This window comes from Winslowiella toletana, assembly GCF_017875465.1.
GTDB lineage: Bacteria > Pseudomonadota > Gammaproteobacteria > Enterobacterales > Enterobacteriaceae > Erwinia > Erwinia toletana.
This window is the reverse complement of sequence record NZ_JAGGMQ010000001.1, coordinates 2,487,681-2,502,990: the sequence shown is the minus strand read 5'-3', so window position 1 is coordinate 2,502,990 and position 15,310 is coordinate 2,487,681. Positions and strand designations below refer to the sequence as shown.

The window sequence follows — 15,310 nt, the reverse complement described above, 5'->3', positions numbered from 1 at the left end:
CCAGTCATCTCTACCCTGAATACATTAGCAACTTAACTATAAGTTGTTAAAAATATGAGGAAAAATCGGTACAAATGGGAACATTCTTCAAGCAGATCTACCGGTATACTCGCCCGCGTCGCTATCGCCATAATGAAAATCTGTGGCCTTATGTCAGAATCACTCGCGCCAGTGAAGGGCATATCACCAGCCTCAGATTACGCGGGCAGCAGGTACCGATTGTAAACCTTTCCGATCTGCGGGGAAAATACTCTGGCGACCTGCTGCTCGTCGCCTCGGGTCCGTCGGTCAATCAAACCGATTTTGCTCCATTGCAGCAAATGCCTGCGATGGGTGTGAACGGTTCCTGGTTCCTGCAAGACCGGGCTAGCTTCAGATTTTATATTATTGTTGATATGACTTTTATAGATCAGCGGTTGAGCATGGTCAGCGAGATGATTAAGGATCCGCAGATTCTTTTTTTCACCACTGTTCACGGCATCGTAAAAATAATCGACCACTTTGGTTTTTCAGCCATACGCTGCCAGGTGGCGATCATTGAAGACGCCTGTTTTAAAATTTTCCAGCCTAAGCTTTGGCCTGAAGAGATTCATCTGCAATACCAGAATGAAGCAAGCATCAGTTTCAGCGCAAAGAATGAAAATATCGCTTTTGCGCATGATATTCGCAAAGGCATCTTTGACGCCGCCACCGTAGTGTACTGGGCGTTGCAGGTGATCCATTTTATGGGGTTCAACAGAGTGGTTATTGCCGGTCTGGATATGAATAATTTCCAGCAGCCCCGTTTCTATGAAAATGAACATGACTGTTCGCCAAGTTATCTTGAGAGTAAATTCAACGAATTAATTGAACCGGCATTTAAACATGCAAGTGGCGTATTTAATAACGAAAAAAGAGAGGTGTTAAACCTTTCACTAAATAGTGCATTAGATAGCAGCATTTTCAAAAAGGTAAGTTCCAATGATCTCTAATAAAAAAAATGTTTTTTTATTTAAATCTTTTTATTTTTTCTATGCAGCATTTCTTTTTTTACTACCAGTGATCGGTGGCTTGGGGAAGGTCAATAATCTTTTTCATATAGCATTAATGCTGTGCCTGATTATCATACTTTTCAATGAAGAGATCCGTGGAAAGGTATTTAACAATCGCGATTTTAACACCGGTCTGTTTGTGCTTGCCATTTTCCTCAGCTACTTCTCTCTCAGTACCCTGTGGGGTGCTGAAGAGCGGGGAATCAGTTCAGAGCTGACCCACAGTTTTTATCTTATTATGTTCGTTATCTTTTTTAATCTGGTTGCCATGCAGGGTAAAAAAAACACCATGCTGGCAATGTTTTTTTCCGGCGCTCTCGTCCTACTGTTATTGACCTTATACTATGTCGATAAGCATATCCTGTTTGAAAATCGTTTGGGTTCAGGCTTCTCACTGGCGCCGGAAAACGTTATTGATATGGGGGGATACTACGGCATAGGTATCTTTTGTGGCTTAATCCTTATCCGCGAAACAGGACATAAATGGCTTTATTTGCCCGTTGCCTTCCTGCTCGTGGGCCTGCTGTTAACCCAAAGCCGTGGTCCATTGTTAGCACTGGTAATCGCCTGCGTGCCGCTGCTGCTGTTTAAACGTATTCATCTCAGCCATCTGCTGATAATCGGTTTGATTATTGCAGTAATTGTGTCAGTGATCGTTTTTGCCAATGCCAATGAACTGCTGGTACGCATAGAGCGGAGCTATTCACAGAGCTTTACGCGTTTTGGTATCTGGGAAAATGCGCTGCATTATGTCCAGCAGAAGCCGTGGTTTGGCTGGGGTTTTGATAAACAACTCGACTTTGTTAATGTTGTTGGTCAGCGCGTCCATACCACTCACAGCCTCTATTTCGCCACGCTGTTGAAAGGCGGTATTATTGGTGGAGTGCTGCTATTAAGTGTAATCACCTACGGTCTTTATATGGGATGGCAGCAAATTAAGGCGGGGCACGCACTGGAAACGTCGATGTTTCTGTTTAGCCTGATATTCTACTCCACCCAGGGCATGTTTATTATCAGTAACCCAAGCGTATCATGGGTGATTTTCTGGCTGCCACTGGCAGTAGTAATGGCGCTACCGAAACGTCAGGAAAAGTAATCGATTATCATTAATACACCGGCAATATGCCGGTGTATCAGCCAGTCAATTAGCCACCAGTTGGCTAATATTTTTACGCACCGCCTGCACGCTGATTTGTTCCAGAGGCTGACTGCTCGCTGGCATATCATCAGTAATTTTCAGGATGCAGTGCCGTTCCAGATCCTGATACGGGCCAGTATGTTTCGGCTCGGCATCAGCAAACAGACACACAGTCGCAGTCTGCAGCGCGACGGCAAGATGTAGCGGACCGGTATCCCCTGTCACTAATACATCGAATCCATCAATCAGCGTCAACAATTCAGCTAACGAAGTTTTACCTACCCGGTTTTCAACCTGGGAAAAGAGTTCTTCACCTGCCAGTTGCTCAAATTGCTGCATTAAAGCCACATCTTTAGGACCGCCAGTGAGTACTGGCTGGTAATTACCGTCCTGACACAATAACGCAGCCAGCTCGACAAAATGCGTAACCGGCCAGCAGCGTTTTGCTTCTGATGCTCCCATCTGAAAACCTACGCGGATTTTACCGCTGGCTGGCTCGCCGGCTGGCCATGTCACCGGGATGCGCATCCGGGGATCGTCGTTACGACATCCCAAAACCGTTAACATATCCAGTTTGCGCTGAATTAAATGCTGGTCAGCAAGCGAAGACCAGCCGTTTAACCAGCGATTCATGATTGGGCTGTCAATACGATAGTGATCGCGAATGATATATTCGCTGCCAGATAACACGGCACATAATATGTCATAAGGCATATAGGAGTGCAGAATCACCGTCAGCTGTGGCTTAAAATGACGTAATTGTTTAATCAGCCGGTGCGCATTCCGAATCTTGTTATCCCAGTAAAAAACGTCGTCAAACCACGGACTGTCAGCCACCAGCGGTCGATTCTTTTCGCTGGAAACCAGCACAAATGAAGCATGCGGATAACGCTGCTTTAGCGCATATATCGCTGGAGTATTGAACATTAAATCGCCCAACGCCGTGGTCGAATATATAGCAATACGCTGGAATGCCATTCCGGCATCCAGAGATTTATTCTTTTTTAAATGACGGGAGAATACGGTATATAACGTTAGTAAACGATTAACCCACTTTGCTTTATTTTCCTTCATTGCTATCGCTCATCGTTTGCTGATAATACTCTGCCAGAGTCATGCCGTGAGTACGGCTGTGCAGATAATCAAATAGCTGCGTCAGATCGTCATACAATGCGTCGATATCTGCTGCGGTCTTAAACGTAGGACTACCGCCGGGCATAAATTCAGATGAGTGCAGCATAAATTCGACATAATCGCTGCCGCCAGCCAGCGTCTTTTCAACAACCTTGATCATCTTTTCCACATTGCCGCCCATCGGGCGCAACCAGTGTACCGACGGGCTACGCTGCTTCCCGCGCAGACGGTCATAAGCGGTTTTAACATAATTCATTAATGGCGCATGTTTATATTGAATGCTCATCGGCACTTCCAGCAGCGATGAGTTGCCGGGTCTGGAAATATCCTGTGGATCAATAAAATAGGCCCTGTCCGGGAAATGCTGATAATTAGTACCGCCATGGCCCTGCGGCGCACCCGGTGAAAACTGCCAGTTAACACGTGGCGTTACTGAACAGTCAACCTGATAACCCAGCTCAATGAGCAACTGCGCATAATATTCATTAAATGCCCAGCGCCCGGCACGGTGACTGCGCATTTTCACCTGTAGGGTATCTTCCAGCAGCCGGGTTATATAGCTGACCTTATCCCTGATATTAGCCTCAGGATACTCAATCAGATAAGGTTTATGCCGCCAGTCGTCACCGGTTAAGTCAAACAGGGGCGGGCTGTTCCATGCATGCAGATGCATGCCAATCTCACCACTATCGCGAGCGATGATATCTCGGGCAAACTCCACGTACTCAGGATCGACCGCCATCTCGTAGTTGGTCAGCCAGGTGGGCCTGAAGGCGTATTTTTCACATAGCTGCTGAAATCGTGGCAAAAACCGGCTATTTTCGGTCGCGATACGATCGTGATTTTGCCAAAGGTTATCGCCTTCGGTATCGATGGTGATGATAAACGCGGGCTTACCCATTTTCTTTCCTGCCGTAAAATTTACCTGGTCGCTATGTTACGTAGCGGATGATGAATGCGCAAAGTTATTCAGTCACCTAACGGGACAGCGGAGGCTGCGCTAGCCACGCCCCTGTGTCTGCTTTAGAATCATCGACTGGATTATTGTACAGTGATAGCGATATAGCATGAAACGTCCGAACCTGCCGCTTTCTCCCCACCAGATTACGCGTATTCTGGTAATCAAGTTTCGTCATCATGGCGATATGCTACTCACCACGCCGGTAATCCGCTCGCTAAAGGCGGCCTGGCCAGCAGCCAAAATTGATGTCTTACTTTATGAAGAAACGCGCGCCATGCTCGCCTGCCACCCGGATATCAACCAGATCTATGCTATCGATCGGCGCTGGAAAAAACAGGGCGTACGCTATCAGCTTGGTCAGGAGTGGCGTTTACTGAAAACCCTGCGAAAACAGCATTACGATATTGTCGTCAATCTGGCCGACCAGTGGCGTAGCGCGATGATCACGCGCTTTACCGCTGCACCGGTAAGACTGGGCTTCGATTTCCCCAAACGCCGTGGCTTACTCTGGCAGCACTGTTACACGCATTTAGTCCCTACCGGTAATCATCAGAGTCTGCATACCGTTGAGCAAAATCTGTCGCTGCTGGCGCCGCTTGGACTGCCCGCGATCGATTGCACTGTTGGTATGCACTATGCAGAAAGCGATCGCCTTACAGTACAGCAGCTGCTGAATGGCGTGACGAGATACATTGTGGTGCAGCCGACCTCACGCTGGTTTTTCAAATGCTGGAGCGAAGAGAAATTTGCCGCTGTGCTACAGGCTCTGCATGATGACGGACATTCCATTGTGCTGACATCAGGGCCTGATGGCAAAGAACTCGCGATGATTGATAAGATCACCGCCCATCTCTCCTCACGCGAGAATGTTATTTCCCTGGCGGGCCAGCTGACACTGACGCAGCTGGCAGCGCTGATCGATAAGGCAGAACTGTTTATTGGCGTCGATTCCGTGCCGATGCATATGGCCGCTGCATTACAAACGCCTTGTGTCGCCCTGTTTGGGCCATCAAAACTGGTGTTCTGGCGCCCCTGGCAAGTCAAGGGTGAGGTGATCTGGGCCGGTGATTTTGCGCCATTGCCAGACCCGGATGCCGTCGATACCAAAACCGCAGAACGCTATCTGGATGCGATCCCGGTAGAACATGTGCTGTCAGTTGCCCGGAGGCTATTAGCATGAAACCCATTCGGCTGGCGATCGTTCGTCAGAAATATCGCCCGGACGGTGGAGCCGAACGCTTTATCTCCCGTGCCCTTGAGGCGCTGGATCAGCAAGCGATGGATCTCAACGTCATCACACGTCAATGGCAGGGAGAACGTCAGGCCAACTGGCATCTCCATCTTTGCGATCCGGTTAAATGGGGGCGCATCAGCCGCGAACGAGGCTTTGCCAATGCGGCCCGGACACTCTGGCAACGGGAAAATTTTGATATTGTGCAGAGCCATGAGCGTATTGCCGGCTGTGATATCTACCGTGCAGGGGATGGTGTACACCAGCGCTGGCTCGAATTGCGTTCCCGCCTGCTGCCCACATGGCGACAGAAATTGCTGATGAACAATCGCTACCATCGTTATGTGATGGGGGCCGAACGTGCGATGTATCAGGCGCCAGAACTGAAGGCGGTGATCTGTAATGCGCAGATGGTAAAGCAGGAAATTATTGAGCGCTTTGGCGTTGCCAGCGATAAAATCCACGTTATCTACAATGCCATCAATACCACCCAGTTTATTCCGGCAGATGAGGCGGATCGCCTGCTGCTGCGACAAAAACTGGGCCTGCCGTCCAATGCCACTCTGCTAATCTATGTCGGTTCCGGGTTTGAACGTAAAGGTCTGGCCGCAGCGATTCGCGCCATCGCAGACACCAATCGCTATCTGGTCGTGGTTGGCAAGGATAAAGCGGAAAAACAGTATCGGGCGCTGGCGACTGAGCTGGGGTGCAGTGACCGTGTATTTTTTGCCGGAATGCAGTCAGATACGCGCCCATGGTATCAGGTGGCAGATGGCCTGTTACTCCCAACGCTTTACGATCCGTTTCCCAATGTGATCCTTGAAGCAATGGCCTGCGGTTTGCCAGTAATAACTTCCACCACCTGCGGCGGCAGTGAGTTTATTCGCCCAGGGGAAAACGGCTATGTTTGTGATGCGCTGGATATTGCTGCCCTGCGTGATGCAGTGATGGCGCTCCCTGAGCACGCTATCGGCAGCAGTATGGCAGGCCATGCCCGTGAACGCGTAATGGGTTCCTCACCCCAACGTTTATCACAGCAGCTGATTGCTCTTTATCAACAGATTCTGGAATAACCGATGCGTATACTGATGATTATCGATGGATTGCCCGGTGGCGGCGCGGAGAAAGTCGTTCTGACGCTGTGCGAAGGAATGCAACAAATGGGACATCAGGTCAGCCTGTTTTCGCTGCGTAACGTCTGTCACTACGCGCTGCCTGACGGCATTGATTATCAGGTAGTGGAAAGCCACAGCAGGACCCCGTGGCGTAAACTCACCGAACTGAGCCGTCGCGCTGCCGCGCTGGAACAAGCCATCATTGCCAGTGAGCAACAGTCCGGGGATTTTGATTTAATTTTTTCACATCTGCACAAAACCGACCGCATTGTGGCGCGCTGCAAAACGCTGCCAGTGGAAAAACTGTGGTTCTGCATTCACGGTATTCTCTCCACCTCGTATCTGGGGCACCGTCGCGGTCTTGATCGCTGGCTGAAACAACGCAAGATTGGCCATGTTTATCAGGGGAAAAATATCGTTGCTGTATCACAAGCCGTGGCTGACGATCTGACACAAAACCTGCCAGTCTCTCCGCGCCGTCTGGCGGTGATTAATAATCCATTTGATATCAATGCGATTCTCTCTCAGGCCGCTGAACCTTTTACCCTTCCGGATGAACCGTATTTGATCCATGTTGGCCGCTTTCACCCGCACAAACGGCATGATCGCCTGCTCAGGGCCTATGCAAAGTCAGGTATTCAGGCCAGGCTGCTGCTGGTCGGTACGGGTGATCAGCACTATATTGCCGGCATCAGACAGCTGGCGGAAAAGCTGGGCATCGCCGATCGGGTAATTTTCGCTGGTTTTCAGGCCAATCCTTATCCACTGATCAAACATGCGGCGATGCTGGTGCTCAGCTCGGACAGTGAAGGTTTTGGCAATGTACTGGTGGAAGCATTGCTCTGCGGTACACCAGTGGTCAGCACGCGTTGCCCGGGAGGGCCAGCTGAAATTCTGCAGCGGGCAGGTATGAGCAATGTACTGGCAGATCTGAAAAACCAGTCGCTGGCGGAGAAGATGGCGCAGGTCTGGCAGTCGCCGCCAGCGATCGATCACCAGCAGCTAATGAGCTACGACCTGCAGCCTATCTGCCAGCAATACCTGTCACTTAAGGATTAAGCCGGGTCGGCCCCTGACTGACATCCTCGATGCCCTCAGTTAATGGTGTCGGGCAAACCAGATCGCCAATATTATCCTGGCGCGCGGTGAGAACAGGGAATGCACACACCACAACCCCAAAATGCCAGAATCACATGTGAGCCGCCAGCCACCGATTATGAAGTAGTGTGAGGGAGACGCACTTATCTGCTAACATGCTGCATTATTTCTCTTTTTGCGGCTCTCTCTGGACGTAAGTCTCTATTCACCTGAAAAGCAATGCGATGACGACAATTTACACCGTTCTGCTCTATCTCATTCAGCCGCTGATTTGGCTGCGCCTCTGGTTGCGCGGCCGGAAAGCGCCTGCCTATCGTAAAAGATGGGCCGAACGCTATGGTTTTTGTGAAGGAAAGGTAAAGCCGGACGGTATTTTGCTGCACTCGGTATCGGTGGGTGAAACCCTTGCTGCCGTGCCGCTGGTACGTGCGCTGCGCCATCGCTACCCAACGCTGCCGATTACCGTCACCACCATGACGCCAACCGGTTCAGAACGCGCGCAATCCGCCTTCGGGAAAGACGTCCATCACGTTTATCTGCCTTATGACCTGCCCGGCGCGATCCATCGCTTCCTCGATACCACCCGCCCCAAGCTGGTGATTATTATGGAAACCGAGCTGTGGCCAAATATTATCAAAGCGCTGCACGACCGTAAGATCCCGCTGGTGATTGCCAATGCGCGCCTTTCAGAACGTTCCGCCGCGGGTTATAAGAAGCTGGGTAAATTTATGCGCCAGTTACTGCAGCGCATTACGTTGATTGCCGCGCAGAATCAGGAAGATGGTGAGCGTTTTGTCTCTCTTGGGTTAAAGCGTTCGCACCTGACGGTGACCGGCAGCCTGAAATTTGATATTTCGGTGACGCCAGAGCTGGCGGCGCGCGCCATCACCCTGCGCAGCCAGTGGGCGCCAAGACGTCCGGTGTGGATTGCCACCAGCACCCACGAAGGCGAAGAGAGCATTATTCTGGCCGCCCATCGCAAATTACTGGAGCGTTTCCCCAATCTGCTGTTGATTCTGGTGCCGCGCCATCCGGAACGTTTTGCCGACGCACGCGATATGACGCAAAAAGGCAACTTCAGCTATATCCTGCGCAGCAGTGGTGAAATTCCTTCCGGCAGCACCCAGGTAGTGATTGGCGATACCATGGGTGAACTGATGCTGCTGTACGGCATTGCCGACCTGGCTTTTGTCGGCGGCAGCCTGGTGGAACGCGGCGGTCACAACCCGCTGGAACCGGCTGCGCACGCCATTCCGGTATTGATGGGTCCGCACACCTTCAATTTCAAAGATATCTGTAGCAAACTCCAGCAGGCAGATGGCCTGATTACCGTAACCGATGCGGATTCACTGGATAAAGAGATCGGCAACCTGCTTACCGATGACGACTATCGCCGCTATTATGGCCGTCACGCGGTAGAAGTGCTGCATCAGAATCAGGGCGCCCTTCAGCGTCTGCTACAGTTACTCGAACCCCATTTGCCACCACGGAATCACTAAATGACCGCTCGCCAACGACTTTCGGTGGTGATGATCGCCAAAAACGAGGCCGGGCTGTTGCCAGATTGCCTGGCTTCAGTGAGCTGGGCCGATGAAATCATTCTGCTCGACTCCGGCAGCAGCGATGACACCGCCGAAATTGCCCGCCAGCATCATGTTCAGGTCTATCACTCTGAAGGCTGGCCCGGCTATGGCCTGCAACGTGAACATGCGCAAAGCTATGCCAGCGGCGACATGATTTTGATGATCGATGCCGATGAGCGGGTAACCCCTGAATTGCGCGCCTCGATTGAACGCGTACTGGAACATCCGCAGCCACACACGGTTTACAGCATTGCCCGACGCAATCTGTTTCTCGGACGCTTTATGCGCCACAGCGGCTGGTATCCTGACCGCGTAACCCGCCTCTATCCGCGCGACTATCACTACAATGATAATCAGGTGCATGAGTCGCTGAATACCCGCGATGCGCACGTCGTGCCATTGCTCGGCGATCTGCTGCATCTGACCTGCCGTGACTTCTCTGCGTTTCAGCGTAAACAGTTCGCCTATGCGGAAGCCTGGGCCAGACAGCGTCACCAACAGGGAAAAGGGTGTACGGTATTCTCCATTTTCAGTCATACCATCAGCGCGTTTCTGAAAACGCTGGTGCTGCGCGCTGGCTTTCTTGATGGTAAACAGGGCTGGATACTGGCAGTGGTTAATGCACAGTACACTTTTAACAAATACGCCGCCCTGTGGGCGCTTAATCAGGCAGCAGAGAAAGGTAGCTTATGAGCACTAAAGCGATCTATCCCGGTACTTTCGACCCGATGACCAACGGCCATCTCGATATCGTCACCCGTGCAGCGCTGATGTTCGATCATATCGTACTGGCGATTGCCGCCAGCCCGAGTAAGAAACCGATGTTCTCGCTGGACGAACGCGTGGCGCTGGCGCAACAGGTTACGGCACATCTCGATAATGTTGAAGTGATTGGTTTTAGCGATCTGATGGCAAACTTCGCCAAAGCGCAGCATGCCAATGTGCTGGTGCGCGGTCTGCGCGCCGTGGCGGACTTTGAGTATGAACTTCAGCTGGCGCATATGAATCGCCATCTGCTGCCGACGCTGGAAAGCGTATTCCTGATGCCATCGGCAGAGTTTTCCTTTATCTCTTCTTCACTGGTGAAGGAAGTCGCGCGCCATCAGGGCGATGTGCAGGCTTTCCTGCCACCGGTGGTGTACCAGGCGTTGATAGCCAGACTGTAAAACGGGAGCCGATAACGGCTCCCCTACTTCTGACAACCGCGGCAGAAAAAGGTACTGCGCTGACCATGGATGGCTTTCTCAATTAAGGCGCCGCATACCCGGCACGCTTCACCGGCGCGACCATAGACCTGCAACTCCTGCGCAAAATACCCCGGTTTACCATCCGTTTGCAGAAAATCACGCAGCGTGGTGCCGCCCTGTTCAATTGAGCGTAACAGCACCGCCTTAATGGTGGCGACCAGCAGCGCCGCTTCGGGCTGCGTCAGTGACATTGCCGGACGATCGGGCAGGATCCCCGCCGCAAACAGCGACTCGCTGGCGTAGATATTGCCAACGCCCACCACCAGCTTATTATCCATCAGCCAGGGTTTGATCGCCGTACGTTTCGCGCGTGACTTGGTAAACAGCCAGTCACCGCTAAACTCTTCACTCAGCGGCTCCGGACCTAAATGCGCCAGCACATTGCTGGCCTGTGGATCGACACTCCACAACCATGCGCCAAATCGGCGCGGGTCGGTATAGCGCAGCACTTTACCGTTGCTCATCACCAAATCGACATGATCGTGTTTAGCGGCAGGAATATCTTCCGGCAATACGCGCAGGCTGCCAGACATACCGAGGTGAATAATAATCCAGCCAGTCGGCAACTCCAGCAGTAAGTATTTGGCCCGGCGCTGTACGCTTAATACCGGCTGATCGCTCAGTGCATGAATTTCCTGTGATACCGGCCAGCGCAAGCGGCTGTTACGTACCACTGCATGCAAAATGGTTTCACCGACCAGATGCGGCTCGATTCCGCGCCGACTGGTTTCGACCTCAGGTAACTCAGGCATGCCAACTCCTTGGGTTGTGTTGTTTTATCTTATAAAACAAAAAACCCGGCCGAAGCCGGGTTTTTCTTAAGTCGCCAAATTAATTACTTAATTTTAGCTTCTTTGTAGAGCACGTGCTGACGGACAACTGGATCGAATTTTTTCAGTTCCAGTTTTTCCGGCTTGGTGCGCTTGTTCTTCGTGGTGGTATAAAAATGACCTGTACCAGCAGAAGAAACCAGCTTGATTTTCTCACGAATACCTTTAGCCATGATTCAGTTCCTTAGTACTTCTCACCACGGGCACGGATTTCGGTCAGAACCGTCTCAATACCCTTTTTATCGATAACACGCATACCTTTAGCAGATACGCGTAGCGTAACAAAGCGCTTTTCGTCTTCAACCCAGAAACGGTGCTTGTGCAGGTTCGGCAGGAAACGGCGCTTCGTCGCGTTCATTGCGTGGGAACGATTGTTACCGCTCACCGGACGCTTGCCAGTTACTTGGCAGACTCGTGACATGTCAATTCTCCAAAAATCAAATTCAGCTCGAGCTTTAAAAATAGGGTTCTGGCCGCCTCGTCAGGCTCTTAGCCCATCCAGGCGAGTTCTTATGTAAACCCGCTTAGCAGGCCCAAACGCCAAACCCGAGATTCTCAAAGGTGGCGTAGTATACGCCCTGTAGCGCCGCTGCTCAAGTCCCGAACAGATAAAGATCCCGGCGGATCGCGCAAAATAGCCGCACCTGGTCAGAAATCCGCTGATAAAAAGCGCAATCCGGGCCATCTGATGTAAGTTATTGTGCAGTTTACAACCAACCCCGTTCGGCGAAGGAGACATACTGACCATGGCCGACCACCAGATGATCTAATATCCTGATATTCAATAATAAGCCGGCGTTGATTATCTGTTGGGTGATATCGCGATCGGCGGCGCTAGGCTCCGGTATCCCGGAGGGGTGATTGTGCGCCAGAATCAGCGCCGCCGCATTGATTTTTAACGCTTCGCGCACAATTTCCCGTGGGTGTACTTCAACACTGTTAATACTCCCGGCAAACATCTCGCGCGACGCCATCACCCGATGCTGGTTATCAAGGAAAATAACCATAAAAATTTCCCGCTCCTGATGCGACAGCATCCCTAACAGATATTGATGGGTGACCTCCGGGTTCGCCAGCACATCTTCGCGCGCCATCTTTGCGCCAAAAAAACGTCGTCCCAGTTCAGCCACCGCATGCAGTTGCACTAATTTAACCTCACCTACCCCTTTCACCTGCGACATCGCCTGTTTATCGGCAGTCATAACCTGATATAACGAACCAAAATGCTGCAGCAGCTGACTGGCCACAGCCATTACCGGTTGCCCGATGGAACCGGTACGCAAGAAGATCGCCAACAGCTCCGCATCCGTTAGCGCTTCTGCCCCCATCTTCCGTAACTTCTCTCGCGGCATCAATTGCTGCCATGACGCTTCCATATCTCACCTCTCCCTGATAAAAGGTCAGCATGCCTTCCACGGCGCCATGTGAGTAGGGGCGAATTGTCAGTTTTCGAGGTGTCTCGCAAAGGTGGCAGTATGCTAAAGGGTTACCTGTGCGGAGTGTGATAAAATACGCAAATCGTGACGCCAATCAGCGCGTCTGGCTAGGGTAATGATGACGGATAACACTATGACGGGATTAACCGGTAAACACATCGTACTGGGCGTTAGCGGCGGTATCGCAGCGTATAAAGCACCTGAACTGGTACGTCGCTTGCGCGATCGCGGCGCTGAGGTGCGGGTGGTGATGACCGCAGCGGCGAAGGCCTTTATCACACCGCTTAGTCTGCAGGCGGTATCCGGTTTCCCGGTCTATGATGACCTGCTTGATCCGGCGGCTGAAGCTGCGATGGGCCATATCGAGCTGGGAAAATGGGCGGACTTAATGATTCTCGCCCCCGCCACCGCCGACCTGATTGCGCGCGTTGCCGCCGGGATGGCCAATGATCTGGTGACCACCATCTGCCTGGCGACAGCGGCGCCAGTTGCCATCGTGCCGGCGATGAATCAGCAGATGTATCGTGCGCTGCCAACCCAGCACAACCTGCAAGTACTGGCCGATCGCGGCGTATTAGTCTGGGGGCCGGATAGCGGCAGTCAGGCCTGTGGCGATATTGGCCCGGGCCGCATGCTGGACCCGCTGGCGATTGTCGATCACGCCGTGCAATGGTCAGCACCGGTCAACGACCTGCAACATCTTAATATTATGATTACCGCCGGGCCGACGCGTGAAGCGCTGGATCCGGTGCGCTATATCAGCAATCAAAGCTCGGGGAAAATGGGTTTTGCCATTGCCGCCGCCGCCGCTGCACGCGGCGCCAGTGTCACGCTGATCGCCGGTCCGGTAAATCTGGCGACCCCGCCCTGGGTACAGCGTATTGACGTCACCAGTGCGCTGGAGATGCAAAAAGCGGTGATGGAGCACATTACTCGCCAGCATATTTTTATTGGCAGCGCAGCCGTGGCAGACTACCGCGCGGCCACCATCGCCGAAGAAAAAATAAAAAAACAGGGTGATGAAGTGACACTCACCATGGTAAAAAACCCCGACATTGTGGCAGGCGTCGGCGCAATGACCGATAGCCGCCCCTATGTGGTAGGATTTGCCGCTGAAACCCAGAATGTGGAAGAATACGCCCAACAAAAACGTGCGCGAAAGAATCTGGATTTAATCTGCGCCAATGATGTGTCAAAAGCCGGGCAGGGTTTCAATAGCGACACCAATGCTCTTCACCTTTTTTGGCAGGAGGGAGATAAAGTCTTACCGCTCAGCGATAAGTCACTCCTTGGCCAACAGTTAATAGACGAGATTGTCAGCCGTTATGATGAAAAAAATCGACGTTAAGATTATGGATCCGCGTGTAGGCAAAGCGTTCCCACTGCCAACTTACGCGACCTCAGGATCGGCAGGTCTTGATCTGCGCGCCTGCCTTGATGAGGCCATTGAACTGGCTCCGGGCCTTACCACGCTGGTCCCAACCGGATTAGCGATTCATATTGCCGACCCTGAACTGGCGGCGGTGATCCTGCCACGTTCCGGACTGGGCCATAAGCACGGCGTGGTGCTGGGCAATCTGGTGGGTCTGATTGACTCTGACTATCAGGGACAACTAATGGTATCGGTGTGGAACCGTGGTCAGGATACTTTCACCATTCAACCCGGTGAGCGCATTGCACAGATGGTATTTGTGCCAGTGGTGCAGGCGGAGTTTAATCTGGTTGAAGATTTTGATGCCAGTGCGCGTGGCGAAGGTGGTTTTGGCCACTCAGGCCGCCAGTAACGCATAACGAACAACCCTCGTAACGATATATAGCCGTTTACTCTTTAATGCCGTGAGACGCTCTCTCACGGATGTTACGTGGGTATTTGCCCGTTTATGGTGAATTTTCAGGGGTCTTTTAAGTCATGGCAGAAAAAAAGAGTGCGAAAAGGAATCGTCGCGAGGAAATATTGCAGGCTCTGGCGCAGATGCTGGAATCTGGTGATGGCAGCCAGCGCATCACCACCGCCAAGCTGGCAGCCAATGTTGGTGTCTCCGAAGCGGCGCTATACCGCCATTTCCCCAGCAAGACGCGGATGTTTGACAGTCTGATTGAATTTATTGAAGACAGCCTGATCACCCGTATCAATCTGATCTTAAATGATGAAAAAGAGACATTGCCGCGCCTGCGCCTGATCGTACAACTGATTCTTGGCTTTGGTGAGCGCAACCCTGGCCTGACGCGTATCCTGACTGGCCATGCCCTGATGTTTGAACAGGATCGCCTGCAGGGGCGCATTAACCAGCTGTTCGAGCGGATTGAAGTGCAGTTGCGTCAGGTAATGCGTGAACGGAAAATGCGTGAAGGTGAAGGTTTCACCACCGATGAAACCCTGCTGGCCAGCCAGCTGCTGGCATACTGTGAAGGCATGCTGTCGCGTTTTGTCCGTTCCGAATTTCGCTATCGTCCCACCGTGGACTTTGACGCACGCTGGCCACTGCTGGCGGCGCAGCTGGTATAA

The 15,310-nt window shown here is 52.0% G+C and carries 17 protein-coding genes; 11 read left to right on the top strand and 6 right to left on the bottom strand.

The genetic code is table 11. The features are described 5' to 3' along the window. Positions 1 to 74 precede the first annotated feature (74 nt). Both J2125_RS11675 and J2125_RS11670 read left to right on the top strand, forming a co-directional pair. Complete coding sequence (locus J2125_RS11675) at positions 75 to 971, top strand: hypothetical protein (protein WP_017801559.1); 897 nt, start codon at positions 75 to 77, stop codon at positions 969 to 971. Then, positions 961 to 2,127 (top strand): O-antigen ligase family protein, encoded by a 1,167-nt coding sequence (locus J2125_RS11670; protein ID WP_017801560.1) that lies wholly within the window; start codon positions 961 to 963, stop codon positions 2,125 to 2,127. The genes J2125_RS11675 and J2125_RS11670 overlap by 11 nt, the downstream gene beginning before the upstream one ends. A 45-nt stretch (positions 2,128 to 2,172) precedes the next feature. On the opposite strand, the gene J2125_RS11665 is transcribed toward J2125_RS11670, so the two are convergent. Continuing rightward, a complete protein-coding gene (locus J2125_RS11665) occupies positions 2,173 to 3,243 on the bottom strand; it encodes a glycosyltransferase family 9 protein (protein ID WP_017801561.1) in 1,071 nt (356 codons plus the stop codon). Continuing rightward, a complete protein-coding gene (locus J2125_RS11660; RefSeq protein WP_017801562.1) occupies positions 3,230 to 4,204 on the bottom strand; it encodes a polysaccharide deacetylase family protein in 975 nt (324 codons plus the stop codon). Before J2125_RS11660 ends, J2125_RS11665 begins: the two co-directional genes overlap by 14 nt. Before the next feature lie 166 nt (positions 4,205 to 4,370). Between J2125_RS11660 and rfaQ the strand changes: the two genes are divergently transcribed. The 6 genes from rfaQ to coaD all read left to right on the top strand — a co-directional run bounded on the left by rfaQ (position 4,371) and on the right by coaD (position 10,457). Beyond that, complete coding sequence (gene rfaQ / locus J2125_RS11655) at positions 4,371 to 5,444, top strand: putative lipopolysaccharide heptosyltransferase III (RefSeq protein WP_017801563.1); 1,074 nt, start codon at positions 4,371 to 4,373, stop codon at positions 5,442 to 5,444. After that, positions 5,441 to 6,568: a glycosyltransferase family 4 protein gene (locus tag J2125_RS11650; protein WP_017801564.1), complete on the top strand. Its 1,128-nt coding sequence runs from the start codon at positions 5,441 to 5,443 to the stop codon at positions 6,566 to 6,568. Before rfaQ ends, J2125_RS11650 begins: the two co-directional genes overlap by 4 nt. A 3-nt stretch (positions 6,569 to 6,571) precedes the next feature. After that, the gene (locus tag J2125_RS11645; RefSeq protein ID WP_017801565.1) at positions 6,572 to 7,669 is read left to right on the top strand and encodes a glycosyltransferase; all 1,098 of its coding nucleotides are present in this window, start codon (positions 6,572 to 6,574) and stop codon (positions 7,667 to 7,669) included. Between the two features lie 263 nt (positions 7,670 to 7,932). After that, positions 7,933 to 9,207 carry a lipid IV(A) 3-deoxy-D-manno-octulosonic acid transferase gene (gene waaA / locus J2125_RS11640; protein ID WP_017801566.1) on the top strand — a complete coding sequence of 425 codons (1,275 nt, stop codon included), beginning with the start codon at positions 7,933 to 7,935 and terminating at the stop codon, positions 9,205 to 9,207. Further along, positions 9,208 to 9,984, top strand: coding sequence for a glycosyltransferase family 2 protein (locus J2125_RS11635; protein WP_017801567.1), 777 nt, complete (start codon positions 9,208 to 9,210; stop codon positions 9,982 to 9,984). Continuing rightward, positions 9,981 to 10,457 (top strand): pantetheine-phosphate adenylyltransferase, encoded by a 477-nt coding sequence (coaD, locus tag J2125_RS11630; protein ID WP_017801568.1) that lies wholly within the window; start codon positions 9,981 to 9,983, stop codon positions 10,455 to 10,457. The genes J2125_RS11635 and coaD overlap by 4 nt, the downstream gene beginning before the upstream one ends. Before the next feature lie 23 nt (positions 10,458 to 10,480). Here coaD and mutM read toward each other — a convergent pair whose 3' ends face one another. The 4 genes from mutM to radC form a co-directional block, all read right to left on the bottom strand. After that, complete coding sequence (gene mutM, locus J2125_RS11625; RefSeq protein ID WP_017801569.1) at positions 10,481 to 11,290, bottom strand: bifunctional DNA-formamidopyrimidine glycosylase/DNA-(apurinic or apyrimidinic site) lyase; 810 nt, start codon at positions 11,288 to 11,290, stop codon at positions 10,481 to 10,483. Between the two features lie 83 nt (positions 11,291 to 11,373). Beyond that, positions 11,374 to 11,541, bottom strand: a complete 168-nt coding sequence (gene rpmG, locus J2125_RS11620; RefSeq protein ID WP_003024094.1) for a 50S ribosomal protein L33 — start codon at positions 11,539 to 11,541, stop codon at positions 11,374 to 11,376. Between the two features lie 11 nt (positions 11,542 to 11,552). After that, positions 11,553 to 11,789 (bottom strand): 50S ribosomal protein L28, encoded by a 237-nt coding sequence (rpmB, locus tag J2125_RS11615; protein WP_026111758.1) that lies wholly within the window; start codon positions 11,787 to 11,789, stop codon positions 11,553 to 11,555. A 286-nt stretch (positions 11,790 to 12,075) separates the two neighbouring features. Beyond that, positions 12,076 to 12,744, bottom strand: coding sequence for a RadC family protein (gene radC / locus J2125_RS11610; protein ID WP_026111759.1), 669 nt, complete (start codon positions 12,742 to 12,744; stop codon positions 12,076 to 12,078). 193 nt (positions 12,745 to 12,937) lie between these two features. Between radC and coaBC the strand changes: the two genes are divergently transcribed. The 3 genes from coaBC (at position 12,938) to slmA (ending at position 15,310) form a co-directional block, all read left to right on the top strand. Next, positions 12,938 to 14,152 carry a bifunctional phosphopantothenoylcysteine decarboxylase/phosphopantothenate--cysteine ligase CoaBC gene (gene coaBC, locus J2125_RS11605; RefSeq protein ID WP_026111760.1) on the top strand — a complete coding sequence of 405 codons (1,215 nt, stop codon included), beginning with the start codon at positions 12,938 to 12,940 and terminating at the stop codon, positions 14,150 to 14,152. Further along, entirely contained in the window at positions 14,130 to 14,588 is a 459-nt protein-coding gene (gene dut, locus J2125_RS11600) for a dUTP diphosphatase (protein WP_026111761.1), read from the top strand. The genes coaBC and dut overlap by 23 nt, the downstream gene beginning before the upstream one ends. Before the next feature lie 125 nt (positions 14,589 to 14,713). Then, positions 14,714 to 15,310: a nucleoid occlusion factor SlmA gene (slmA, locus tag J2125_RS11595; RefSeq protein ID WP_017801574.1), complete on the top strand. Its 597-nt coding sequence runs from the start codon at positions 14,714 to 14,716 to the stop codon at positions 15,308 to 15,310.

Bases quoted from the DNA above. Each gene is read 5' to 3' on its own strand.
- coaBC (WP_026111760.1), top strand. From the start codon at position 12,938: ATGACGGGATTAACCGGTAAACACATCGTACTGGGCGTTAGCGGCGGT.
- rfaQ (WP_017801563.1), top strand. From the start codon at position 4,371: ATGAAACGTCCGAACCTGCCGCTTTCTCCCCACCAGATTACGCGTATT.
- radC (WP_026111759.1), bottom strand. From the start codon at position 12,744: ATGGAAGCGTCATGGCAGCAATTGATGCCGCGAGAGAAGTTACGGAAG.
- J2125_RS11645 (WP_017801565.1), top strand. From the start codon at position 6,572: ATGCGTATACTGATGATTATCGATGGATTGCCCGGTGGCGGCGCGGAG.
- rpmG (WP_003024094.1), bottom strand. From the start codon at position 11,541: ATGGCTAAAGGTATTCGTGAGAAAATCAAGCTGGTTTCTTCTGCTGGT.
- slmA (WP_017801574.1), top strand. From the start codon at position 14,714: ATGGCAGAAAAAAAGAGTGCGAAAAGGAATCGTCGCGAGGAAATATTG.
- J2125_RS11650 (WP_017801564.1), top strand. From the start codon at position 5,441: ATGAAACCCATTCGGCTGGCGATCGTTCGTCAGAAATATCGCCCGGAC.
- J2125_RS11635 (WP_017801567.1), top strand. From the start codon at position 9,208: ATGACCGCTCGCCAACGACTTTCGGTGGTGATGATCGCCAAAAACGAG.
- waaA (WP_017801566.1), top strand. From the start codon at position 7,933: ATGACGACAATTTACACCGTTCTGCTCTATCTCATTCAGCCGCTGATT.
- J2125_RS11660 (WP_017801562.1), bottom strand. From the start codon at position 4,204: ATGGGTAAGCCCGCGTTTATCATCACCATCGATACCGAAGGCGATAAC.
- dut (WP_026111761.1), top strand. From the start codon at position 14,130: ATGATGAAAAAAATCGACGTTAAGATTATGGATCCGCGTGTAGGCAAA.
- mutM (WP_017801569.1), bottom strand. From the start codon at position 11,290: ATGCCTGAGTTACCTGAGGTCGAAACCAGTCGGCGCGGAATCGAGCCG.
- J2125_RS11670 (WP_017801560.1), top strand. From the start codon at position 961: ATGATCTCTAATAAAAAAAATGTTTTTTTATTTAAATCTTTTTATTTT.
- coaD (WP_017801568.1), top strand. From the start codon at position 9,981: ATGAGCACTAAAGCGATCTATCCCGGTACTTTCGACCCGATGACCAAC.
- rpmB (WP_026111758.1), bottom strand. From the start codon at position 11,789: ATGTCACGAGTCTGCCAAGTAACTGGCAAGCGTCCGGTGAGCGGTAAC.
- J2125_RS11675 (WP_017801559.1), top strand. From the start codon at position 75: ATGGGAACATTCTTCAAGCAGATCTACCGGTATACTCGCCCGCGTCGC.
- J2125_RS11665 (WP_017801561.1), bottom strand. From the start codon at position 3,243: ATGAAGGAAAATAAAGCAAAGTGGGTTAATCGTTTACTAACGTTATAT.